Source organism: Epibacterium sp. Ofav1-8 (assembly GCF_022348185.1).
GTDB lineage: Bacteria > Pseudomonadota > Alphaproteobacteria > Rhodobacterales > Rhodobacteraceae > Epibacterium.
Map to the genome: position 1 here is coordinate 285176 of NZ_JAKRFD010000004.1, position 22681 is coordinate 307856.

Genomic DNA, 22681 nt, shown 5'->3' on the forward strand with positions numbered 1-22681 from the left:
ATGCGGCCATTTGCAAAGGTTATTTGCAGCCGAGACATTTGGCCATTTCGAGTAGTGCATGACGAATTCCTGCCCTTGTGCAGAGGAGCACTCGTTGTGAACTATATAAGTGACGTCAGTGAAGGGTATCACCCGTTTGCACCTGACGCGTCCCAGCCAAAACGACAAGCATCGGTTCTGATTACCGGCGGCGCGGGGTTTCTCGGGTCATGGCTGTGCCATCGCTACATCGAGAAGGGCTATCGGGTCTATTGCCTGGACAACCTGTCGACGGGGCGCATGGCCAATGTGGCGGATTTGATCCCGCATGCCCGCTTTCACTTCATCAAACATGATGTGGTGCGGCCGGTCAGCCTGCCGGGCCCGGTCTCGCTGATCTACAACATGGCCTGCCCGGCCTCGCCGCCGCGGTACCAAGCCGATCCGATCCAGACCATGCGCACCAGCGTCAGCGGTGCCATCAACCTGCTGGAACTGGCCCTGACCCATGGGGCGCGCATCCTCCAGGCCTCCACTTCGGAGGTCTATGGCGACCCGGCCATCAGCCCGCAGCAAGAGAGCTATCACGGCAACGTCAATACCATCGGGCCGCGCTCCTGCTACGACGAGGGCAAACGGGCGGCGGAGACCCTGTTCCACGACTACCACCTGTGCCGGGGGGTCGACATCCGCATTGCGCGGATCTTCAACACCTACGGGCCGGGCATGGACCCCGACGACGGGCGCGTGGTGTCGAACTTCATCACCCAGGCCCTGCGCGGGGCGCCGATCACCATCTACGGCACCGGCGCGCAGACCCGGTCGTTCTGCTACCGGGACGATCTGGTGGAGGGGCTGATTGCCCTGATGCACTGCCCCCGGGGTCTCAGCGCGCCGGTGAACATCGGCAACCCGGAGGAATTCACCATCGCGGCGCTGGCCGAAAAAGTGCTGGCGCTGACCGGTGCGCGCTCGCGGATCAGCTATATGCCGCTGCCGCAGGATGACCCCTGCCAGCGCTGCCCTGACATCAGCACCGCACGCGCGCAGTTAAACTGGCAGCCCCGGGTCTCACTGGCGGAGGGGCTGAAGCAAACCCTGGCCTATTTCCGCACCACCGCACCGCTTGACGGGCGCAAGAGCCAGGTGGCGATATGAGTGACAGGCCCGCAATCCTGGTCACCGGCGGCGCCGGGTTCATCGGCAGCCACGCCTGCAAAGCGTTGGCCGCGGCCGGGTATCTTCCGGTGGCGCAGGACAATCTGCGCACCGGTCACCGCAGGGCGGTGAAATGGGGGCCGCTGGAAGTGGCCGACATCCGTGATCGCCGCGCCCTGCGCGACGTGCTGCGTCGGTATCGGGTGCGATTGGTGATGCATTTCGCCGCCGCCGCCTATGTCGGCGAGTCGATGCAAAAGCCCGGCTTTTACTATGACAACAACGTCTGCGGCACCGTGGCGCTGCTGGCGGCGATGCAGGATTGCGGCGTCGGCCAGATCGTCTTTTCCTCCAGCTGCGCCACCTACGGCATCCCGACCCGGCAACCGATCCGCGAAGACCAGCCGCAGGCGCCGATCAACCCCTATGGGCGCAGCAAGCTGATCTGCGAGCAGATCATCCGCGACACCGCCGCGGCCACCGGGCTGCGCTTTGCGATGCTGCGCTACTTCAACGCCTGCGGCGCCGACCCCGAGGGCGAGCTGCACGAGCGCCACGACCCGGAAACACATCTGATCCCGTTGGCGCTGATGGCGGCGGCGGGCACCGGTCCGGGCCTTAAGGTCTTTGGCACCGACTACGACACGCCCGACGGGACCTGCGTGCGCGACTACATCCATGTCAGCGACCTGGCCGACGCCCATGTCGCTGCGACGCGGTGGCTGCTGGAGGGGCGCCAGGATCTGACGGTGAACCTGGGCACCGGCCACGGGCACTCGATCCTCGACATCCTCAGCGCGATCGAGCGCCTCAGCCGGCGCAAGCCGCGCTGGCAGGCGGCGCCGCGACGCGCCGGCGATCCGCCGGTGCTGGTGGCCGATCCCGGCCTGGCCCGCGCCCGGCTTGGGTTTGTGGCGCAGCGCTCCACCTTGCCCACGATCCTGCGCGATGCGGCGGCCAGCTTTGGACTGGAGGTGCGTGATGACATCCCGGCCTGACAGGATCGCCCCCCTCGCCGCCTCTGGCCCGCGCGTGCCGGGGGCGGCGCAGCCGGGGCCACCGGATCGCAGCCTGACATCGCTGTGGTCGCAGCGCCAGCGGTGGCGCAACCGGGTGATGATCCTGCTCTGGGCAATGGGGCTGGTGTTCTTCTGGAGCTGGTGGCTGCGCCCGGAGCACGCCGCCAGCGGGCCGCAATACTGGCTGGCCACCCTGGCACTGGCGTGGCTGAGCTTTCTGCAATGTTTCTTTATCGCGGTGTTCCCGCGGGCCAGCAAACCGACCGGTCCCGTGCCGGATGCGGATCGCACCCGGGTTGCCATGGTGGTGACCAAGACCCCGTCGGAGCCGCTGTCGGTGCTGAAACCCACCTTGATGGCGATGCTGCATCAGACCTATCCGCATGACACCTGGCTGGCGGATGAGGCCCCGGACGCCGAAACCATCGCCTGGTGCGAGGCCAATGGCGTGCGGATCTCCAGCCGGCAGAACCGCCCCGACTATCATCGCAAGACCTGGCCACGCCGCACCCGCTGCAAAGAGGGCAACCTGGCCTATTTCTACGACACCTATGGCTATGCGCGCTATGATTTCGTCTCTCAGCTGGATGCCGATCACGTGCCGCGCCCCACCTATCTGGCGGAGATCCTGCGCGGGTTCGCCGACCCGACTGTGGGCTATGTGAGCGCGCCGAGCATCTGCGCCAAGAACGCACATCAAAGCTGGGCCGCACGCACGCGTCTTTATACCGAGGCGAGCTTTCACGGGATTTTCCAGTCCGGCTATGCGGCGATCCTGGCGCCGATGTGCATCGGCTCGCATTACGCGGTGCGCACCCGGGCGCTGCGGGACATCGGCGGGCTGGGGCCGGAGCTGGCGGAGGACCACTCCACCACCCTGCTAATGAACGCGGGCGGCTGGCGCGGCGTGCATGCGCTTGACGCGATCGCGGTGGGCGATGGCCCGGCCAATATCGCCGATCTCTGCACCCAGGAGTTCCAGTGGTCGCGCAGTCTGGTGACGCTGCTGTTGCAATACACGCCGCGCTACCTGGCGCAGTTGCCGCTGCGGCTGAAGCTGCAATTCCTGTTTTGCCAGTTGCTCTACCCGCTGATTGCCGGCTTCATGACCCTGTTCTACCTGATGCCGATCGTGGCGATCCTCTTTGACATCCGCTACGCCGAAGTCACCTTTCCCGCCTTTATTGGTCATCTGGCGCCGCAGGCGCTGGTGCTGACACTGCTGGTCTATCTGCTGAAGGGCGACGGCTATCTGCGCCCCGCCGATGGCAAGGTGATCGCCTGGGAGAAAGCCCTGTTCCTGGTGCTGCAATGGCCCTGGGTGCTGTGCGGCTGCGTGATGGCGCTGCGCGACACGCTGAGCGGCGGATTTGTCGATTTTCGCATCACCCCGAAGGGAGAGGCCGCGCAGTCCAGCCTGCCCTGGCGCATCGTGCTGACCTATGCGGCGCTGGCGCTTGGTTGTCTGGTGCCGGTGCTGCTGGTCGACGATGTGGCGCAGGCGCAGGGCTTCTACCTTTTGTCGGCAATCAATGGTATGATTTACACGGTGATCACCGGCGTCATGGTGTTTCACCACTACCGCGGTGCCAGCGCCCGGTCAGAGCCTTTTGACCTGCGCGATGCGGCCAAGACCCTGCTGCCCTACGGGCTCGCCGGGGTGCTGATGGCCGCCGTATCCGCCCGCGGACTTGAAAGCACCCATGCGCTGAGCACCGGGCTGGAGCCCCTGTCGCTGATCCGCGTGCAATATGCCGTCGCAGGTGCCGGGCTTGGCGCGCCCGGCGATCCCATCCTGATCTTTGATCCCCATTGGCGGGATCGCAGCCACACATTGACCCCGGAGGAGTGAGATGACCCAGCCAAAGCAAAGCCCGATGCATCGCGGCGTTCTCGGCGCTGTCGTCGGCGGCGCGGCGCTGGCCGTGCTGCCGCTGGTGGCAGCCGCAGCCCCGCCCGGCGACCTGCCGTTCGGCGCCTATGATCCAACCGGCGGATTTTCCGATGACCCGGACGTGCAGATCGAACATCTGTTCCTGCCCTGGGAGGACATCTTCCTGCCGTCGCTTCTGGAGGCTGACGCCTATGCACAGGAACGCGGCCGGTCGGTTCTTGTCACCATCGAGCCCTGGACCTGGAGCCGCAGCGAGCGCAACACCGCCACGGCGCTGATCGAGGGGATCTTTGACGGCAGCTATGACAGCAACCTGCGCGCCATCTGCGGCACATTGGCGGATTTCGACTCTCCGGTCACCATCCGCTGGGCGCAGGAAATGGATGACACCTCGGGCCAGTTCATCTGGGCGCAATGGCGGCCGGAGACCTATATCGCCGCCTATCAGCGCGTCGTCGACATCTGCCGGGAGACCTCGGATCGATTTGACTTCATGTGGTCGCCCCTCGGCTTCGAGACGCTGGCCGAGTTCTATCCCGGGGATGATTACGTCGATGTCATCGGCCTGTCGGTCTTTGGGCTGCAAGCCTGGGAACAGGAAATCCTCGGCGCGGAGCAAAGCTTTCACGACATCTTCAAGCCCCGCTACGAGCGGGCGCTGCAATTCGACCTGCCGATCGTGGTTGCCGAACTCGGCTATGTGGGCGATGCGGACTATGTGACGGATTGGAACGAGACCGTGCGCCAGGATCTGGAGGACTATCCGGAACTCCAGGCCGTGGTCTATTTCAACCAAAAAGAGGTCTACCCCTGGCCCGATGGCTATGGCCTGCCGGACTGGCGGTTCCCGCAAAACACCCTGGGCGAGGTGCAGGCCGCGCTGGGAGAGTGACGCCTCACCCCGAACATCGGCAGGTTTCCGCACATGGACCTGCCCCAACCCCCCATGAGGACCCGCCCCTGGCGGGTCTTCGTGTTTCAGGCACTTAGCCAAGGCCCCGACGCGGACCGGCACCGGAATGCAGACAGGGCTGGCGCCTTCCCGCTCCCGTTCATCTGGGTTAACGCGATATTAGCCTGCTGCGGCGACAATGGTTTTGTCGGCCCTTTTCCAGTTTGCTAATCTGCGCCCAGGGTTCGACCCCGAAGGCAGCATAACGCCCGGAACCGGGCATAAAGAGGCAGTGAACATGGCAAGACTCGCATTTGCGTGCGTGACCTCACGCGCATTCTTCTTTTCCACATCCGCCCGGCATCTGGTCCGCAAGGGCATCGCTCCGGCGCTGCTCGCGGTCGGCGCTGCGATCCTCGCCCCGACCGGGGCGCAGGCAAACTCCGCCAAGGGCGAGGCCGCGCCACAGCAGATCCGTGTGGCGACGGCAAATCTGAACCTGTTGAGCAGCCCGCCGCGCAAACCGACAAAGACCACCCGCCCCGTGCGTCAGGTCGGCAGCGGCAGCTATATCTGCTCTGCCGCCGGTTTCGGGCAGCGCTCCCGCTGCTACGCCAACTGATCCGGCGTCGGCCATTACGCGCGAAACAGGATATGCGATACGCTCCCCGGCTCTCTCTGCGCCAGTCCGCTGTTGTGGCGCGCTGTTCGCACATGGCTGGCCTGCTGCTGGTCGCGCTGGTCATGATGGCGGCCAGCCCCAGCGCGTCACGGGCGCAACAGGCCGGGATCGGCGCCTGGGAGAACTCCGATTACGGCATGATGTCCTGGATCGAGCGGCAGCCGGGCTTGCAATGGTATTACAACTGGCGGGCGGATCCGCTCTGGACGCCCGCGCCCGTTCCGCGATCCGTGGAATTCGTGCCGATGATCCACAGCGCAAAGAACGTCGGTGACCCCATTCGCAGCCAGCCCCGGCCCCGCGCCCTGCTGGGGTTCAATGAACCGGACGGCGGCAGCGGTGCGCATCAGGCGAAACTGAGCGTCAAACGCGCGCTCCGTCTCTGGCCCCGGCTCGAAGCGCACGGCCTGCGTCTGGGCAGCCCCGCCACCACCCAGGGCCAGACCCTGGGCGCGGGCAGCTGGCAGCAGCGGTTCATGCAACAGGTGGAGGCCCGCGGGCTGCGCGTCGATTTCATGGCGGTGCATTACTATTCCACCGACGGCGACGTGCGGGCGTTCCGCGACTGGCTGATCGCGGTGCATCGCACCTATGGCCGCCCGATCTGGGTAACCGAATTTGCCCATATCGACTGGCGCCAACCCGCCCGCGCCAGCTATCGCCAGAATGCCCGCTTTGCCCGCGAGGCCAGCCGGATGATGGACGGGCTTGCCTTTGTCGAACGCTACGCCTGGTTCGCCGCCAACCCCTACCCCTGGAACGGACGGGTTCCCGAAATCAACCTGGTCAGCGACACCTTGCAGCCCACCCCGGTGGGGGCGGCCTATCTGAAGGCGATCCGCAGCCGCGGACCGCGCCTCTCCGCCCTGCAATAGGGGCAATGCCTCCGCCGCATGCCTGCAGCCACCGCCCTGCCCTCCTTGTTTGTTTTCAAACTGTTATTGTTGATTTTACATTGGTTTTGTGCCACGCTCAAAACAAGATCTCCCAAATCTCCAGCTGCATGACGTTCTCGGGTTTCATGTCACTGGCGGGCGCGAAACGGAGCAGGTTTCGCGGCACATGCGTCGTATTTCACGCGCCATGTGACGAGAGGAGCATTGTCTATTGTTTTCCATACAGGCGCTGTTTGGAGGATGGTTGATGAGTATCCCGAATGCCGTTTTGAGTGCCTCTTTGCTGGTGGTGGGGAGCCTTGTGCTCTCTGCCACCGACACCCGTGCCGAGATGCCGGACCCGGACAACTCGGCGCCGCTTGCACCGGACTATGTCTATCGCATGTTTGCCGGGAAATCCGCCGACTGGGGCGGCGGATCCGGGGCCTACTGGGCGCCGGACGGTCGTTTTGTGGCGGTCAACCAGGCGGAAGGCAGCATTGGCGCCGGGCGCTGGTATGCCACCAACCGCGGCCGCATGTGCTACGAGGCCGATTGGGCCTGGCGCCAGGATTTCGGCGTCGAACGCAGCCGCGTCAAGACCTGCACCCGGTTCCGCGTTGATCGCAAGGGCACCATGTGGTCGACCACCGGCGGTCTGAACGGGCCCTGGTTTCCCTATTCCACCGCCCCGCTGTCACCCGGAGACCAGGTGAGCAGCACCTATCGTGCCCTCGCCGCAGAAATGGGACTGGTGGCCTCGACCGAGTGATCCGCTTGAGAACGACAGCACATCTCCCTGAAAAATATATATAAAATCAAATGCACATGGGATTGACGCAGCCGGCGCCAGGCACTCTGTCCGGCTGCGCGCGCGCAAATTCAAAGTAAATGTGAAAAACATTTACATACGCCCTTGAAGGCGACCACCCGACTGCACATATCGGTGATGTAAATGATGTTTACATACACAACATCACCCCAGCACCGTGGAGAGACAGATGACGAGTTACACGACCAACCTGCCGCCGACCCCGCATCAGGGGTGGCTGGCCAAAAGCGAAGCCTGGCTGGATTCCAAGGGCAAGGGCGCCTGGATCGCAGCGATGGTTCTCGGTTTCATCTTCTTCTGGCCTGTTGGCCTCGCCCTTCTTGCCTATATGATCTGGAGCAAACGCATGTTCAAATCCTCTTGCCGCAAACGGTCCCATCATATGCATCGCGGCTTTCACGCGATGAAATCTAGTGGTAACAGCGCGTTTGACGCCTACAAGGCCGACACGCTGGCCCGTCTGGAGCAGGAACAGAGCGATTTCGAAGCCTTCCTCGCCCGGCTGCGCGCCGCCAAGGACAAGGCCGAGTTCGACCAGTTCATGGATGAGCGCGCCCGCCATGCCGGCGACGAGTCCGAGGATGAGGCCACAGACGACGACGCGGCCACGCGCCCGACCAGCCAGGCCTGATCGACATCATCGCCCTGCCCCACCTCCGGGGCCGGGCCCTTTCCCTCTGAGATCTTGCAGGAGCCCCGTATGACCGCCCTCCCCGATCCTGACATCCAGGCCGAGTTCTACTCTGGCGTCGCGCCAAAGCGCCTGTTTGCCTTCCTGATCGATTCCGTTCTGATTTTTGCCATGGCCGCCGTGATCGTGCCCTTTACCGCCTTTGTCGGCCTGCTGGTCTGGCCGGCGCTCTATCTGACGGTGGGGTTTGTCTACCGGGTGGCGACGCTGGCCAATGGCTCGGCGACCTTGGGCATGCGGTTCTGCGGCATCGAGTTGCGCGAATACTCCGGCGCGCGCCTCGATGGCGGCAGCGCGCTCTTGCATACGGTGGGCTATACGGTGTCGATGGCGGTGCCGGTGCTGCAGATCATTTCCATCCTGCTGATGCTGACAACCGCCCGGGGCCAGGGGCTCAGCGATCACATGCTGGGAACCGTGATGCTGAAGCGGCGCGCCTAGGATCACGCTGCGTCATGGCAGGTCTGCGCCGCAGGCCCGCCGCTGCCTCCCCCGCCGTCCGCGCGCGTGTGGGGGCCATTCGCGTTAATCCATTTTTCACATCGCCACTTGTCTGGAACGAGGCTGTTGTTATCATCGCATAAATACCCGAGGTGCTATCAGCCCCCCGGACCGGTCCAACCCATTTCAATCACGACAGTCTCACACCAGAACAGACCAGAAAGCCCACGACCTCCCGCATGCGCCACACCCTTCCGATCGCCCCCCAGTTCTATGTGACGGCTCCGCAGCCCTGCCCTTATCTGGAGGGTCGGATGGAGCGCAAGCTGTTCACCGCGCTGCAAGGCGACGGGGTGGAGCAGCTGAACAACTCGCTCAGCCAGCAGGGGTTTCGGCGTTCGCAGAATGTGCTGTATCGCCCCTCCTGTTCCGACTGTTCCGCTTGCATGTCCGCGCGCATCAATGTCGAGGCCTTTCGCGCCACCCGCAGCCAGCGCAAGACCCTGAACCGCAGCCGCCACCTGGAACGGCGCGCCACCTCGCCCTGGGCCACCGAAGATCAATACGCGCTGTTCCGTCAGTATCTGGATCAGCGCCACGCGGATGGCGGCATGGCGGATATGGATGTGTTCGAATATGCCGCCATGGTCGAGGAAACCCCGGTGCGGACACGTGTGGTCGAATACACCGATCCCGACACCAATGCCCTGATCGCGGTGGCGCTCACCGATGTGCTCGATGACGGGCTCAGCATGGTCTATTCCTTCTACACGCCCGACCTGCCGCAGAATTCGCTCGGCACCTTCATGGTGCTCGACCATATCGAGATCGCGCGCGAGGCGGGACTGCCCTATATCTACCTCGGCTACTGGGTGCCCGGCAGCCAGAAGATGGGCTACAAGGCCAATTTCTCGGGGCTGGAGGTCTATTTCGGCGGCGAATGGGTGCCGCTGAAGGACCCCGAAACATTCGCCGCACAGGAGCACCCGCTGTGCACGGCGCCGATTGCCGAACAGGTGGCCAATATCCAGCTGCCGCAAGGCAAACACCCCTCCAAGAGGTAACCCCCTGCAATATCTCCACGCTGTCTCCCTCGTCGTACCGGACTATGACGCGGCCATTGCCTTTTACTGTGGCACGCTTGGCTGGCAGTTGGTGGAGGATGTGGATCAGGGCCATAAACGCTGGGTGCGCATCCAGCCCCCCGGCACCACAGCCGATCACAGGCAAGGCAGCCTGATCCTGGCCCGCGCCGACGGGGATCAGCAACAGGCCGCCATCGGCAACCAGTTCGGCGGCCGCGTCGGCCTGTTCCTCGCCACGGACAATTTTGCCCGCGACCATGCCGCCATGCAACGCGCAGGCGTGCGCTTCGAAGAAACGCCTCGGCATGAGCCCTACGGCACCGTTGCAGTTTGGCGGGATCCCTTCGGCAACCGCTGGGACCTGATCCAGTTCACCTGACCCCGAACCGCGCCGCCGCCCGCAGATCCGCAACGGCAGCGGCCGGCCGCGAGGGGCACCGCCCCGAGCCTGGCTCAGAACAGCAAAAGGCCCCGCCGCAGCGGGGCCTTTTTCCGTTTGGTTGGAATGTCCGATCAGTTCGGGATCAGCGCCGGCACCAGGGTCACGATCGACGGGAAGAACCACAGGATCGACAGCCCCACCACCTGGATCAGCACGAAGGGCAGCACCCCACGATAGATATGCCCGGTGGTGACCTCCTTGGGCGCCACCCCACGCAGGTAGAACAGCGCAAAGCCGAAGGGCGGCGTCAGGAAGGAGGTCTGCAGGTTCACCGCCACCATGATCGTCACCCATTTGGGGTCGAACGAGCCGCCATAGATCACCGGCCCGACAATGGGGATCACGATGTAGATGATCTCCAGAAAATCGAGCACAAAGCCGAGGATGAACAGGACGATCATCACGATCAGGAACACCGTCAGCTCATTGTCAAAGCTCTTCAGGAACTGCTGGATGTAGTGTTCGCCGCCAAAGGAGATCACCACGAGGTTCAACAGCTGCGAGCCGATCAGGATGGTGAACACCATCGAGGTGACCTTGGCCGTTTCGCGCACGATCGGCGTCATCACCCCGCCCCGGAACAGCACCCAGATCCCGTAGAGCAGACCAAAGAGCGCAAACAGGTAGCAGGCATAGGCAAAGAAGAACGCCGCATAGCTTTCTGCCGGCACCACGTCCTGATTGATGCGCAGATCGAAATTCACGCCGGTCAGGATCGCGAGGATCACCGCGAAGGTGGCCCAGATGATGATATTGCCGGATTGGCCCTCGTCCTTCAGACGACGATAGGCCGCCAGCATGATCGCCCCACCGGCTCCAAGCGCCGCAGCCGGCGTCGGGTTGGTGATCCCGCCCAGGATCGATCCCAGCACCGCGACGATCAGAACCAGCGGCGGGAACACCACCCGGATCAGATCATTGCGGGCACAGCGCGCCGCCGCTTCCTTGCAGCCGTAAAGCGCAAGCAATGTCGGCAACAGCATCCACGCCACCGTGGCCGAGGCCGAGGTGGTCGGCGAAATCGCCAGCACATCCACCAGCGCCAGCAGCAAGAGGCCAATGGCGCCGAGGATCAGCGGCTTGGCATCGCGCGAGGGGGCAACCCCACGGCCCACCGCCAGCGTCAGACCCAGAAGCACGATCATCGTCGCAATGCCGGAGCCAATGGGGGCTGCATTGCCGATCTTATGCTCCAGCGCGGTGGTCAGCTCTTCTTCCGACAGCTTATGCGCCTCTTCCACGCCGCCGGCGGCGTCGATTTCGGCCTGTTCCGCCACGGCCGCATCCCAGGCCGCCTGACCATGCAGGTCGATCATCGCCGCCTGACATTCCGGCCCCACATTGGTACGCAGGCTTGCAGTCTGCCCCGCGTCGGAGAAGGCCGAGACGGTGATGTTCTGGCTGCCGACGATATTCATGCTGCTCAGGAGCACGGTGCCGACAATCAGGGCTGCCGGAACGCCGAGGAACCAGGTGAGGCTTTCGCCGCGGGTGATCGGCTCCTCATTGGCCGCACCCATCTGCACCGCAGGTGCCTTGTGCGGATTAAGGAGCGCATAGCCAAAGGCATAAAGCGCATAGAGAAGCGCCAGCATGATGCCCGGCAGCAGGGCCGCCTGGAACAGCGTGCCAACGGAAACCACCGCAGGCTCACCGAGATAGGTCAGCGCGTCCGTACAGCCTGCCTCCTGTGCGCGGTTTTCCTGCGCGGTGGAATAGAGATCACCGGCCAGCGTGCCCAGAAGCACGATCACGATGGAAGGCGGAATGATCTGCCCCAGGGTGCCTGACGCTGCGATCACACCCGTCGCCAGTTCCGGCGAGTAGTTGTTGCGCAACATCGTCGGCAAGGCCAGGAGCCCCATGGTCACAACGGTCGCGCCCACGATCCCGGTGGAGGCTGCAAGAAACGCGCCCACAACCACGATGGACACGGCCAGACCGCCCGGAAGCGGGCCAAAGACGCGCGCCATGGTGGTCAGCAGATCGTTTGCGATCTTGGAGCGTTCCAGCGTGATGCCCATCAGGACGAACATCAACACCGCCAGCAGCGTTTCAATGGATGCGCCTGCCAGAACCCGCTCATTGATCCGGTTCACGATGAAGGACACGTTGCGGTCCATCGCAACTTCCCAGCCCTGCGGGAACACGGGTTCGCCGATCCGTGGCAACTCCGGGTATCGGAACACGGAAATCACATCCGGCTTCACGCCGGAATTGACGATATCGCGGTAGGCCTGACTGGAGGTGTCAATGGCCTGGTGGATCAGCAGACCAGCACTGTCCAGTGCGGCGATGATCCCGAAGGAGATGACCCCGGCGCCGCCGATGGCAAAGGCCACCGGAAAGCCCGAGAGAATGCCCCCGAAGAGGCAGAGAAAGACGATGATCAGGCCGATTTCGACGCCATCAAGTCCGAATAGCATGGGTGCTGTCCCTTAGTTAATGAGCGCCTTCATAGGCTTCTTCGCCTGCGCCAAGGCTGTCCTTGTCGAGGTATTTCCCTTCCGACTCCTCACCCTCGATGAACTCGAGGAAAGAGCGGTAGAAGAACGCCACCGCATGCAGGAACACGAGGCCCGCAAAGGCGACCAGCAGGATCTTGAAGAGGAAATAGCCGTCAAAGCCGTTGGGCGAGAACCCGATGGTTTCAACGTTCCAGCGCAGCGCGCGGGCCTTCATCACCAGACGGTCCAGGGCATCAGAGGCCGAGGGGTTCGGCACGATCAGGTGACGCCACAGGAAGAACCAGCCGTACATCCACGTCAGAACCGCAACCGGCATCATGAAGATCAGCGAGCCGACCATATCGACCACGCGTTTGGCCCGATGCGAAATCCCGGCATAGACGAGGTCCACCCGCACATGGCCGCCCTGCACAAAGGTGTAGGTGACACAGAAACACACCACGAGCGCGTTATAGAGCTTCAGCTCTTCGGCGAACCAGGAGATGTCTTTTTCCAGCGCAATCCCGAGACCAAAGCTCATGTCCGGGCGGGCAAAGACGCGCTGCATGAACACGATGATGATCTGCTGAACCACCATCAACAGCCCGGCCCAGGCAAAGAAACGACCCAGACCGTTGGCAAAGCCCTCAAGCGCGCGCACCATGCCCCACATGAAGCCGCGGAAATAGATCCCGACGCCTGTCAGCACCAGGAAGGTGGTGAATACCACAAAGAAGAACTCGACCGAGCCCCCGTAGTAGACAAAGCGCATCACCGCTTGCTTGTCCTCGGTGGTGCCCGCCCAGGTCAGCCAGTCGAGCCACAGCTCGGGATGGGTGATGGCATAGCCGAGATTGTAGAAGGCGCCAAAAACATTCGAGGCGAGCCACCAAAGGAAGCCGCCGATCGCGCCGAAAAAGGAAATACTCATGTCGTCCTGCATGGCTCCCCCGGAAGGTCAGGCAGGCGGTCGGGCGCGTCTTTCATCGGACAGGTCCGGCGACGCGGCGCATCAGACCGCGAGTGCAAAAGAGATCCCCCGCATCAGACGCGGGGGATCCGTTTCAGGCGTGTCGTGGGACCTTAGCCCAGAACGCGGTCGCGCTGTGCCACATAGGTGCCGGACGATGTGTTGATCCACGCGGAGGAGGATTTCATCGACGCCATGGCGCTGTCGTAGATCTTCTTGTAGAGATCGTCGCCCATGTTTTCCTGATGCACTTCCATCGACGCCTTGCCGAAGGCATCCCAGACGCTGTCGGGGAATTCCATGACCTTGACGCCACCGGCCTGCAGACGCTGCAGCGCCGCACCGTTGTTGGCGAGGAACTGGCTCAGGTTCCACTGGTGCGCTTCGGCGGAGGCGATCTCGATCACCTTCTGATGCGCCGGCAACAGGCTCTCGAACACGTCGCGGTTGGTCGCCACGGACAGACCCGCACCCGGCTCGTGGAAGCCCGCGGTGTAGTAGGTCTTGGTGATTTCCTGGAAACCGGCTTTTTCGTCCGCCCAGGGGCCGATCCACTCGGTGCCGTCGATCGCACCGGAGGACAGCGCCTGATACACTTCGGAGCCCGGGATGTTCTGAACGGAGGCGCCCAGTTTACCCAGCGCCTTGCCGCCAAGACCCGGCATGCGGAACTTGAGGCCGTTGAAGTCGTCGGGGCTGTTGATCTCCTTGGAGTACCAGCCACCGGCCTGCGCGCCGGTGTTGCCGCCGAGGAAGGATTTCAGACCAAAGATCTGACCCAGCTCGTCGTGCAGCTCCATGCCGCCGTCCTGATAGTACCAGTTCGCCAGTTCCTGCGCGGTCATGCCAAACGGCACGGCGGTGAAGAACGCATAGGCGGGGTGCTGACCGACAAAGTAGTAGTCGGCACCGTGATACATGTCGGCCTGACCGGCGGTCACGGCGTCAAACACCTCGAACGCGCCGACGAGTTCGCCTGCGGCCTTGAGGTCAACGGTCAGCGCGCCGTCGGTCATTGCGGTGATGCTGTCGGCCACACGCTGTGCGGAGTCATGCACGCCGGCAAGGCCACGGCCCCAGGTGGTGACCATGGTCAGGGTGCGGTTGCCCTGCGCATAGGCCGGAGCCGCCAGCGCGGCGGATGCGGCAGCAGCGGAGCCGCCCATAGCAGATGTCTTCAGAAAGGATCGACGATCCATGTTCTTTTCCTCCCAAAACGTATTGGCCGCTCCGACACACGATTGTGCGCCCTTCCTCGCGCGGCCTTCTTGAAGTGGCACAACCCTACCCTGCCCGTGAAACATGTGAATACCAAGTACTACGTAGAAACGGCGATTTTTTCACTCGGATCGCTGTCATTCACATCTTGGACGCGCCCGTTCGGGGCGATCACACAGGGCCGACAGGTTTCCGGGCTTTGATTCCGCGCGCCAGTGCCGTAACGATTCGAAACGCACCCCGCACGCCCGCCCAAAGAGCCATATTCGGGACCACACGATGATCCGGCGCCTGTTTCGTCCGAACTACGCACAAAAGCTGTCACTGCTGGCCACCCTGCCCCTGATCGTGGCGGGCCTGTGCATCGCCGCGCTGGTGGCGATACAGTCCCGCTCGATGGCCGAGCGCGAAATCCAGGTGCTGGAGCGGCAGCTGATCGAGGCCAAGAAGGCCGAGCTGCGCAATTATGTCACCCAGGCCCGCAACGGCTTCATGCATATCTACGGCCCCGCCGCCCCCGATGACCAGGCCGCCAAGGAAAAGGTGACCCAGACCCTGAGCGCGATGATCTATGGCAAGGACGGGTTCTTCTTTGTCTATGACTACGACGGCACCAATCTTGTCAGCCCGCGCCAGACCGAGTTCATCAACCGCAACTGGTCGGGGCTGACCGACGGCAATGGCGTGCCCATCGTCGACACCTTCATCGACATCGCCCGCCAGGGCGCAGGCTGGCACAGTTTCATGTGGGAGAAACCCTCCACCGGCGAAGAAGCGCAGATGATCGCCTATGTGGTCGGGCTGCAGGACTGGCAATGGGCCGTCGGCACCGGCGTGTTCATCGACGATGTCCTCGCCTCGATTGCCAGCTCGCGCCAGGAGGTCGAAAACCGCGTGCGGCGCACCTTTCTCTATATCGGGGCGATCACCCTGGTGGCGCTGATCCTGGTCTTTGCCTCCGGCATGCTGCTGAACATTCGCGAGCGCCGTCTGGCAGATGCCAAGCTGAAGGAGCTGACCCAGCGGGTGTTTGACGCCCAGGAAGAGGAGCGTGGCCGGGTGGCGCGCGAACTGCACGATTCCATCAGCCAGCTGCTGGTCGGGGTGCGCTACGCGCTGGAGACCGTGAAACGCCGGATTTCGCGCGGCGAACATGACGCGGTGGCGCAGCCATTGGATCGCGGCGTCGACGGGCTGGCCACCGCGATCACCGAAGTGCGCCGCATCAGCCGCGACCTGCGCCCCGGCGTGCTGGATGACCTCGGCCTCGGCCCGGCGCTGAAGGCGCTGACCGATGACTTCGCCACCCGCACCGGCATCGACACCGAGTTCACCACGGTGGTGTTCCGCAACCGTCTGGACCAGGAAGCAAAGATCGCCCTCTACCGCGTCGCGCAGGAGGCGCTCACCAATATCGAACGCCATTCCGGAGCCACCCGCGTCACCATGGATCTGCGCGGTCATGCCAAGGGCGCGACCATGCGAATCACCGACAACGGCAGCGGACTGCCCCCGGAGCAGGCCCGCAGCGGCGCCGGGATCGGGTTGCGCAACATGCAGGAACGGATGGAACAGCTTGACGGCACCCTGCGCATTCTGTCATCTCGCAACGCCGGTCCGGGCAAGACCCTCGGCAAGAGCGGCAGCGGCACGGTGATCGAGGCCAGCCTGCCGCTGAGCCACCTGCTGCCCCCCGGCGACGAGGTCGCGGCTCACCGCCTGCCCTGACGCGGTCCAGACCGGGAGCGAGGAACTTACCATGCAGAACATCACCCGCATCCTGATCGTCGACGATCACCCGATGGTCGCCGAAGGCATTCAGTCGATCCTGGAAAGCTATGCCGACATCGATGTGGTCGGTGCGGTCTCCGGCGGCCGCGAGGCGATCGCCCGGGCCGAGGATCTGTCCCCGGATGTGATCCTGATGGACCTCAACATGCCCGATGTCGGCGGCCTCAGCGCCACCGAGATCATCCTTGAACGCCGCCCCGAAACCCGGGTGCTGATCCTGTCGATGCATGACAGCCCGGAATACATCTCCACCGCCCTCAGCCATGGCGCGGTGGGCTACGTGCTGAAGGACGTGCAGCCCGAAGAGATCAAGACCGCCATCGACGCGGTCATGCGCGGCGAACAGTACCTGTGCACCGGCGCCGCCGGATCGCTCTCGCCCGGCACCGGCAGCAACCGCGAGGCGCTCACGGGGCGCGAACAGACCATCCTGCTGGAACTGGCGCAGGGCAAATCCAACAAGGAAGTTGCAATAGCGCTCGACATATCGGTGCGCACGGTGGAAACCCATCGCAAGAACATCAAGCGCAAGCTCGGGATCTCCTCCACCGCCGGCCTCACCCGCTATGCACTGGAACACGGCGTATTGCAGGGCACCGGACGCGGCATCTGAGCCCGGTATCGGCGCAGGCGGCAGCGCGTCCCGAAACGGGGGCGCTCCCGCCCGTCGCCGGACCGGCGTGGCCGATCCGCTCCCGTTGGGCCCGGCGCCGGGCTGCCGCCCGGCGGCCCCTGCGCCCGTCCCTTCGCCTTTTCCCAAAAACCTCGGAGCGCGAGGCAGCGCCTCGCAACCGGCAGCGCACAGGCGCTGCTGAACCTGTGCGCTGCAGGCGCCCCGCTGAGCAACCGTCGCCCCGCCAGCGTTTCAAATCCCCGGCCCGTTCTTGGCAAAAATGTCCGAAATCCCCACCGCAGAGAAACAAAACGCCACACCACGCCTCCAAATTGGCATTTTTGCGGTTGACCCTCCGCGCCGCCGCCCATAATGTCGCCCCGGAACGCATGAAGGAGCCTCTGACGATGGCACAGCTAGTCGTAATCGTAGGACACACGCGCATGGGCCGGTGACGGTAGACCATAATCAAACCCATGCGCCTCCGATCCTCAAAATCGGGGGCTTTTTTATGCCAAACCCGCCGCGCCCGACGCCATCAAGATCGGCCTCGGGGCGACACAGACGAAAGACGATGTCGTGAACTGGAGCAAAGCAGATGACACGTGAAATGACCGGCGCAAAAATGGTTGTTCAAGCCCTCAAGGATCAGGGCGTGGACACGGTATTCGGCTACCCCGGCGGCGCTGTCCTACCCATTTACGATGAAATCTTCTTGCAAAATGACATTCGCCACGTGCTGGTGCGCCACGAACAGGGCGCGGTGCATGCCGCCGAGGGCTATGCCCGCTCGACCGGCAAGCCCGGCGTCGTGCTGGTGACCTCCGGTCCCGGCGCCACCAATGCGGTGACGGGCCTGACCGATGCGCTGCTGGATTCCATTCCGCTGGTCGTGCTGACCGGCCAGGTGCCCACCTTCATGATCGGCTCGGATGCCTTCCAGGAGGCCGACACCGTCGGCATCACCCGCCCCTGCACCAAGCACAACTGGCTGGTGAAGGACACCGATGCCCTGGCCGCCACCATCCACGAGGGCTTTCACGTCGCCACCTCCGGCCGCCCCGGCCCGGTGCTGATCGACGTGCCCAAGGACGTGCAGTTCGCCACCGGCAGCTACCAGCCGCCAAAACCCTCCGCCTCGCACTACCAGCCGGTGGTCAAGGGCGACATGGAGGAGATCACCGAGCTGGTCGCCGCCATCGAGAAGGCCGAACGCCCGGTGTTCTACACCGGCGGCGGCGTGATCAACTCCGGCCCGGCCGCGAGCCAGCTGCTGCGCGAACTGGTGGAGGCCACCGGCTTTCCGATCACCTCGACCCTGATGGGGCTGGGCGCCTATCCCGCGTCCGGGGAGCAATGGCTCGGCATGCTCGGCATGCATGGTCTCTACGAGGCCAATATGGCGATGCATGACTGCGACCTAATGATCAACATCGGCGCCCGCTTCGACGACCGGATCACCGGCCGCATCGACGCTTTCTCGCCCAACTCGAAAAAGGCGCACATCGATATTGATCCCTCCTCGATCAACAAGGTGATCCGCGTCGACATCCCGATCGTCGGCGACGTGGCCCATGTGCTCGAGGACATCCTCAAGGTCTGGAAGAGCCGCGGGCGCAAGACCAACCGGGCCGCGCTTGAGAAATGGCAGGGCCAGATCTCGGAATGGCGCGCGGTGAACTGCCTGACCTACGCCGGCTCTCAAAAGACCATCAAGCCGCAATATGCCCTGGAGCGCCTCGAAGCGCTGACCAAGGGCCGGGATCGCTACATCACCACCGAGGTGGGCCAGCACCAGATGTGGGCGGCGCAGTTCCTGGGCTTTGAAGACCCCAACCGCTGGATGACCTCCGGCGGCCTCGGCACCATGGGCTATGGCACACCGGCGTCGATCGGCGTGCAGATCGCCCATCCGGATGCGCTGGTGATCAACGTGGCGGGCGAAGCCTCCTGGCTGATGAACATGCAGGAAATGGGCACCGCGACCCAGTACCGCCTGCCGGTGAAACAGTTCATCCTCAACAACGAACGCCTCGGCATGGTGCGCCAGTGGCAGGAGCTGCTGCATGGCGAGCGCTATTCCCACAGCTGGTCCGAAGCGCTGCCCGACTTCGTGAAACTCGCCGAAGCCTTTGGCGCCAAAGGGATTGTCTGCTCCGATCCGGCGGATCTGGATGATGCCCTGATGGAAATGATCGAGTATGACGGGCCGGTGATCTTTGACTGCCTGGTGGAAAAACACGAGAACTGCTTCCCGATGATCCCCTCGGGCAAGGCGCATAACGAAATGCTGCTGGGCGCTGCGGAAACGCAGGGCGTGATCCAGTCCGGCGGCGCGGTTCTGGTCTGATCATCTGAGGTTTGCTTGCGAGGCGCGCCGCTCGCGCCTCGCCCCGATATTTCGAGGAAAGGGACTGACATGTCTGCCCTACACATCAAAAAAGGTGCTACCAAGCACTCCGCCTATAACCTGCGCCCGAATTTCTCCGACGTGCAGGAGCGGCACACGATCACCGTGCTGGTGGAAAACGAACCCGGCGTACTGGCGCGCGTCATCGGGCTGTTTTCGGGCCGTGGCTACAACATCGACAGCCTCACCGTGGCCGAGGTCGACCACACCGGGCATCTGAGCCGCATCACCGTGGTCACCACCGGCACGCCGCAGGTGATCGAACAGATCAAGGCGCAGCTCGGCCGCATCGTGCCCGTGCATGAGGTCACCGACCTCACCGTGGCGGGCCCCTTTGTGGAGCGTGAACTGGCCATCGTCAAAGTGGTCGGCGAAGGCGAAAAACGCGTCGAAGCCATGCGGCTTGCCGATATCTTCCGCGCCAAAGTGGTGGATACCACGCTCAACAGCTTTATTTTTGAGATCACCGGCACCCCGGACAAGATCGATGCCTTTGCCGATCTGATGCGCCCGCTTGGCCTGACCAAGATCGCGCGAACCGGCGTGGCGGCGCTGTTGCGCGGCGAATAACGCCCCTTCTCCCGGGCGGCCAACATCCGCGGCCTGCCCCACCGGCCTTGGTCGCCTCAGACCAAGGCTAAAACCTGAAAAAGGCGCATCCTTTGATGCGCTTTTTCCATTTTGGTCTCCGAAATGCGTCCCATTGGGCTGAGGTCACTTTGACCCGTCTGTTGATGGCCAAGCCCTCGCGACAGAACGGTGGCGACTAGCGCGGCGCTGACTTGCAGCCTATGCTCGTTACCAACGTCCCGCGATTGGCTGGGATAGCGCCAATGCGCCTCCCGGTCGGGGTCATGACACTGCTCCGGGTACGACTGTCGCTGTGCCGCGTCACGCACCCCTCGTCACTACCCGATAGGGACCGGATGGCACAGGCGGAGCGGGTTGCCCCGCACTCTGGCAGCGCGACGGTTGCGCCGGGAACAGCGCTTCAGGCCTCAGGCCCGCATGCGATCCGGGAAGGACAGGATTGTGGCGCTTTCGCGCTCCTGCCGCTGTGCCGGCTTGCGGCGCAGTTCGGACCGCTCCCCACGCTCTGGCACCGAGAGGGTCGCAACCTGTGCACCGCGATAGCCATTGCTGTCGCGTCGGTTCCATCGCTCTCCGGCCTGCAGGGCATCCGCAAGCGTGCTCTGGGTCTGGGCTTCCAGAACCATCACATTCTCCGCAATACGCATATTACCCTCGTAGTGGGTCTCGAATTCCACAAGGTCTCCCTTGTTCGGAACACAGCCCTCCCGCGCCTCCGACGGACGCAGGTAATACGCCAAATCTCTTTGATCTTCACACCAGATAACCGCCTTGTTCTTGGCGGTATCGGCCCAGACGACAACCCCGATCATAGCATTCCCCATGCTTTTCCGACTCCATTGTGCGTCAATTCGGAAGTCTCAAACATCCCAAACTGTCGAATAGGGAATTGCAATTTGTGTCTGCATTGATACTATTAAGCGTCACATAGAACTCATTTGCATCCAATTCGCGTCACATCTTGATGCAGTTCAGGGCCAGCCAGCACTTTGCGGAACAAACATGTTGAAACATAACCGATCTCCCGCCGAATTGAGGACAGTGTTCGGGGACAATCTGCGCAGCCTGTCCCGCGACTACCCGTCGATTTCGGAACTTTCACGCAGGCTGGGGATCAATCGCACACAGTTTAATCGCTACCTGTCGGGCGAGAGCTTCCCGCGGCCGGACGTGCTGGACCGGATCTGTAGTTTTTTCGATGTCGACGCCCGTATCCTGCTCGATCCCGTGCAGGCCCTTGCCCCGCCGCAGGGCAATGTGGTCCACAGCGATTACCTGAAGGACTTCTTCGACACCGGCATCACCCGCGTCACCGAGGATGTCTTCCCCTCCGGCTTCTACCGGTTCACCCGCCGCAGCTTCATCAGCGAAGAGAGCTTTGTTCTGGGCATCGTCCATGTGCACCGCATCGACGGGATCACCTATGTGAAGGGCTATGAGCCGCGCGCCGGCATGCGCTTTCAGGGGCTGTCCACCTACGGCCCCACCCGCGAATACCGCGGCTACATGACCTGTCACGAGGACGGCGTGGCCTTTGTGCTCAGCCGCCGCAACACGCTGACCTATTCCTTCAACTACCTCGCCCGCGTCTCTGCCGCCGAAAACAGTCTCTGGACCGGCTATGTCGCCCGCACCATCCGCGAAAGCGAGAGCGGCGAACGGGTGCTGCGGATGATCTATGAATATCTTGGCAATGACGTCAGCACCGCCATTGCCGCCGCGCGCGGATGCGGCTTTACCAGCGCGCCGGACATCATTCCCTTCCACAAGCGGCTGTTGCAGCTGGGCACGCCGTTTCGCTGATGCGTCACGCGGCGCTGTCGCGCAGCAGCCGATAGAGATGCCAGCTGGAGTGCCCGAGCCATGGCAGCACCAGCAGCAGCCCCAGAAACCCGGGCAAGAGCGCCAGGAACGTCAGCACCGCCACCAGCACCGCCCAGCCCAGCATCTGCACCGGATAGGCCTGCACATAGGTGAAACTGGTGATCATCGCGGTAACAAAATCGATCTCCCGATCCAGCAGCAGCGGCAGCCCCAGCACCGTGATCATGTAGATCAACAGCGCAAACAAGGCACCGATCGCGGTTCCCGCCGCCAGCATCGTCAGCCCCTGAAACGTCAGGAACACCTCCATCGAGGTGGAGACATTGACCATCGGCATATGGCCAAGGAACAGCGCAAAGATCATGTGTCCCAGAAAGAACCAGAACATGAAGACCACCACGATTATGGCACAGATCGAGGGCAGCTGCCGCCCGCTCTGCGCCAGAATGACGCCAAAGATACCCCGCGCATCCAGCGCCTGCCCCTGCTCCAGACGGTGCGAGACCTCGTAGAGCCCCACCGCAGCAAAGGGCCCGATCAGAGGAAAGCCGATCGCCGCCAGCACCAGCCAGTAGCTGGTTTCGGTCTGCAGCGTGATCCAGGCCATGACCCAGCCGGCAAGCACATAGACCCCCGCAAACATCAGCCCGTACCGGGGGCAGCTGCGGAAATCCGTCCAGCCGCTGACCAGGGCCTGGCGCAGGGTTGCTTTGGTCACCGGCCCAAGCGCCGGCACCCCCGCTGGCCGCGGGTCGGTCTGAACTGCTCCGGTTGTTTCTGTCATTCTTGCCTCCGCCCGTTGCTGATGCCGCACGCTTAGCCCTCGG

At 63.4% G+C, this 22681-nt stretch carries 21 protein-coding genes; 16 read left to right on the forward strand and 5 right to left on the reverse strand.

What is annotated here, in order from left to right:
* Window positions 1-96 precede the first annotated feature (96 nt).
* The 11 genes from MHM97_RS08790 to MHM97_RS08840 all read left to right on the forward strand — a co-directional run bounded on the left by MHM97_RS08790 (window position 97) and on the right by MHM97_RS08840 (window position 9927).
* Window positions 97-1137 (forward strand): UDP-glucuronic acid decarboxylase family protein, encoded by a 1041-nt coding sequence (locus tag MHM97_RS08790; protein WP_441316272.1) that lies wholly within the window; start codon window positions 97-99, stop codon window positions 1135-1137.
* Complete coding sequence (galE, locus tag MHM97_RS08795) at window positions 1134-2135, forward strand: UDP-glucose 4-epimerase GalE (RefSeq protein ID WP_239321904.1); 1002 nt, start codon at window positions 1134-1136, stop codon at window positions 2133-2135. The genes MHM97_RS08790 and galE overlap by 4 nt, the downstream gene beginning before the upstream one ends.
* Window positions 2119-4008, forward strand: a complete 1890-nt coding sequence (locus MHM97_RS08800; protein WP_370645702.1) for a glycosyltransferase family 2 protein — start codon at window positions 2119-2121, stop codon at window positions 4006-4008. Before galE ends, MHM97_RS08800 begins: the two co-directional genes overlap by 17 nt.
* 1 nt (window position 4009) lies before the next feature.
* Window positions 4010-4942 carry a glycoside hydrolase family 26 protein gene (locus MHM97_RS08805; RefSeq protein WP_239321906.1) on the forward strand — a complete coding sequence of 311 codons (933 nt, stop codon included), beginning with the start codon at window positions 4010-4012 and terminating at the stop codon, window positions 4940-4942.
* A 298-nt stretch (window positions 4943-5240) separates the two neighbouring features.
* Window positions 5241-5564 (forward strand): hypothetical protein, encoded by a 324-nt coding sequence (locus MHM97_RS08810; RefSeq protein ID WP_239321908.1) that lies wholly within the window; start codon window positions 5241-5243, stop codon window positions 5562-5564.
* A 92-nt stretch (window positions 5565-5656) separates the two neighbouring features.
* The gene (locus tag MHM97_RS08815) at window positions 5657-6499 is read left to right on the forward strand and encodes a glycosyl hydrolase (RefSeq protein WP_239321910.1); all 843 of its coding nucleotides are present in this window, start codon (window positions 5657-5659) and stop codon (window positions 6497-6499) included.
* A 268-nt stretch (window positions 6500-6767) separates the two neighbouring features.
* Window positions 6768-7271, forward strand: a complete 504-nt coding sequence (locus MHM97_RS08820; protein ID WP_239321912.1) for a DUF995 domain-containing protein — start codon at window positions 6768-6770, stop codon at window positions 7269-7271.
* 229 nt (window positions 7272-7500) lie between these two features.
* Entirely contained in the window at window positions 7501-7962 is a 462-nt protein-coding gene (locus MHM97_RS08825; protein WP_239321914.1) for a DUF2852 domain-containing protein, read from the forward strand.
* 69 nt (window positions 7963-8031) lie between these two features.
* Complete coding sequence (locus MHM97_RS08830; protein WP_239321916.1) at window positions 8032-8463, forward strand: RDD family protein; 432 nt, start codon at window positions 8032-8034, stop codon at window positions 8461-8463.
* A gap of 239 nt (window positions 8464-8702) precedes the next feature.
* On the forward strand, window positions 8703-9527 hold the full coding sequence (locus MHM97_RS08835; RefSeq protein WP_239321918.1) for an arginyltransferase: 825 nt from the start codon (window positions 8703-8705) through the stop codon (window positions 9525-9527).
* Window positions 9528-9531: 4 nt separating this feature from the next.
* Window positions 9532-9927: a VOC family protein gene (locus MHM97_RS08840; RefSeq protein WP_239322046.1), complete on the forward strand. Its 396-nt coding sequence runs from the start codon at window positions 9532-9534 to the stop codon at window positions 9925-9927.
* 134 nt (window positions 9928-10061) lie between these two features.
* On the opposite strand, the gene MHM97_RS08845 is transcribed toward MHM97_RS08840, so the two are convergent.
* The 3 genes from MHM97_RS08845 to MHM97_RS08855 all read right to left on the reverse strand — a co-directional run bounded on the left by MHM97_RS08845 (window position 10062) and on the right by MHM97_RS08855 (window position 14606).
* Entirely contained in the window at window positions 10062-12416 is a 2355-nt protein-coding gene (locus tag MHM97_RS08845) for a TRAP transporter large permease (RefSeq protein ID WP_239321920.1), read from the reverse strand.
* A 16-nt stretch (window positions 12417-12432) separates the two neighbouring features.
* On the reverse strand, window positions 12433-13380 hold the full coding sequence (locus MHM97_RS08850; RefSeq protein ID WP_239321922.1) for a TRAP transporter small permease subunit: 948 nt from the start codon (window positions 13378-13380) through the stop codon (window positions 12433-12435).
* 140 nt (window positions 13381-13520) lie between these two features.
* Window positions 13521-14606, reverse strand: a complete 1086-nt coding sequence (locus MHM97_RS08855; protein WP_239321923.1) for a TRAP transporter substrate-binding protein — start codon at window positions 14604-14606, stop codon at window positions 13521-13523.
* Window positions 14607-14904: 298 nt separating this feature from the next.
* Here MHM97_RS08855 and MHM97_RS08860 point away from each other — a divergent pair, with 298 nt between their 5' ends.
* From MHM97_RS08860 to ilvN, 4 genes are all read left to right on the forward strand, one after another.
* Window positions 14905-16353 (forward strand): cache domain-containing protein, encoded by a 1449-nt coding sequence (locus MHM97_RS08860; RefSeq protein ID WP_239321925.1) that lies wholly within the window; start codon window positions 14905-14907, stop codon window positions 16351-16353.
* A 31-nt stretch (window positions 16354-16384) separates the two neighbouring features.
* The gene (locus MHM97_RS08865; RefSeq protein WP_239321927.1) at window positions 16385-17029 is read left to right on the forward strand and encodes a response regulator transcription factor; all 645 of its coding nucleotides are present in this window, start codon (window positions 16385-16387) and stop codon (window positions 17027-17029) included.
* 598 nt (window positions 17030-17627) lie between these two features.
* Entirely contained in the window at window positions 17628-19379 is a 1752-nt protein-coding gene (locus MHM97_RS08870) for an acetolactate synthase 3 large subunit (protein WP_239321929.1), read from the forward strand.
* A gap of 69 nt (window positions 19380-19448) precedes the next feature.
* A complete protein-coding gene (ilvN, locus tag MHM97_RS08875) occupies window positions 19449-20009 on the forward strand; it encodes an acetolactate synthase small subunit (RefSeq protein WP_239321931.1) in 561 nt (186 codons plus the stop codon).
* A 428-nt stretch (window positions 20010-20437) separates the two neighbouring features.
* Here ilvN and MHM97_RS08880 read toward each other — a convergent pair whose 3' ends face one another.
* Complete coding sequence (locus tag MHM97_RS08880) at window positions 20438-20854, reverse strand: hypothetical protein (RefSeq protein WP_239321933.1); 417 nt, start codon at window positions 20852-20854, stop codon at window positions 20438-20440.
* Window positions 20855-21032: 178 nt separating this feature from the next.
* Here MHM97_RS08880 and MHM97_RS08885 point away from each other — a divergent pair, with 178 nt between their 5' ends.
* Window positions 21033-21833, forward strand: coding sequence for a helix-turn-helix domain-containing protein (locus MHM97_RS08885; RefSeq protein WP_239321935.1), 801 nt, complete (start codon window positions 21033-21035; stop codon window positions 21831-21833).
* 4 nt (window positions 21834-21837) lie between these two features.
* Here MHM97_RS08885 and MHM97_RS08890 read toward each other — a convergent pair whose 3' ends face one another.
* Complete coding sequence (locus tag MHM97_RS08890; protein WP_239321937.1) at window positions 21838-22638, reverse strand: DUF2189 domain-containing protein; 801 nt, start codon at window positions 22636-22638, stop codon at window positions 21838-21840.
* Window positions 22639-22681 lie beyond the last annotated feature (43 nt).

What these genes read in the sequence shown, in the direction of transcription:
- galE (WP_239321904.1), top strand. Translation starts at nt 1,134, where the DNA reads ATGAGTGACAGGCCCGCAATCCTGGTCACCGGCGGCGCCGGGTTCATC.
- MHM97_RS08800 (WP_370645702.1), top strand. Translation starts at nt 2,119, where the DNA reads ATGACATCCCGGCCTGACAGGATCGCCCCCCTCGCCGCCTCTGGCCCG.
- MHM97_RS08805 (WP_239321906.1), top strand. Translation starts at nt 4,010, where the DNA reads ATGACCCAGCCAAAGCAAAGCCCGATGCATCGCGGCGTTCTCGGCGCT.
- MHM97_RS08810 (WP_239321908.1), top strand. Translation starts at nt 5,241, where the DNA reads ATGGCAAGACTCGCATTTGCGTGCGTGACCTCACGCGCATTCTTCTTT.
- MHM97_RS08815 (WP_239321910.1), top strand. Translation starts at nt 5,657, where the DNA reads ATGGCTGGCCTGCTGCTGGTCGCGCTGGTCATGATGGCGGCCAGCCCC.
- MHM97_RS08820 (WP_239321912.1), top strand. Translation starts at nt 6,768, where the DNA reads ATGAGTATCCCGAATGCCGTTTTGAGTGCCTCTTTGCTGGTGGTGGGG.
- MHM97_RS08825 (WP_239321914.1), top strand. Translation starts at nt 7,501, where the DNA reads ATGACGAGTTACACGACCAACCTGCCGCCGACCCCGCATCAGGGGTGG.
- MHM97_RS08830 (WP_239321916.1), top strand. Translation starts at nt 8,032, where the DNA reads ATGACCGCCCTCCCCGATCCTGACATCCAGGCCGAGTTCTACTCTGGC.
- MHM97_RS08835 (WP_239321918.1), top strand. Translation starts at nt 8,703, where the DNA reads ATGCGCCACACCCTTCCGATCGCCCCCCAGTTCTATGTGACGGCTCCG.
- MHM97_RS08845 (WP_239321920.1), bottom strand. Translation starts at nt 12,416, where the DNA reads ATGCTATTCGGACTTGATGGCGTCGAAATCGGCCTGATCATCGTCTTT.
- MHM97_RS08850 (WP_239321922.1), bottom strand. Translation starts at nt 13,380, where the DNA reads ATGCAGGACGACATGAGTATTTCCTTTTTCGGCGCGATCGGCGGCTTC.
- MHM97_RS08855 (WP_239321923.1), bottom strand. Translation starts at nt 14,606, where the DNA reads ATGGATCGTCGATCCTTTCTGAAGACATCTGCTATGGGCGGCTCCGCT.
- MHM97_RS08860 (WP_239321925.1), top strand. Translation starts at nt 14,905, where the DNA reads ATGATCCGGCGCCTGTTTCGTCCGAACTACGCACAAAAGCTGTCACTG.
- MHM97_RS08865 (WP_239321927.1), top strand. Translation starts at nt 16,385, where the DNA reads ATGCAGAACATCACCCGCATCCTGATCGTCGACGATCACCCGATGGTC.
- MHM97_RS08870 (WP_239321929.1), top strand. Translation starts at nt 17,628, where the DNA reads ATGACACGTGAAATGACCGGCGCAAAAATGGTTGTTCAAGCCCTCAAG.
- ilvN (WP_239321931.1), top strand. Translation starts at nt 19,449, where the DNA reads ATGTCTGCCCTACACATCAAAAAAGGTGCTACCAAGCACTCCGCCTAT.
- MHM97_RS08880 (WP_239321933.1), bottom strand. Translation starts at nt 20,854, where the DNA reads ATGGGGAATGCTATGATCGGGGTTGTCGTCTGGGCCGATACCGCCAAG.
- MHM97_RS08885 (WP_239321935.1), top strand. Translation starts at nt 21,033, where the DNA reads ATGTTGAAACATAACCGATCTCCCGCCGAATTGAGGACAGTGTTCGGG.
- MHM97_RS08890 (WP_239321937.1), bottom strand. Translation starts at nt 22,638, where the DNA reads ATGACAGAAACAACCGGAGCAGTTCAGACCGACCCGCGGCCAGCGGGG.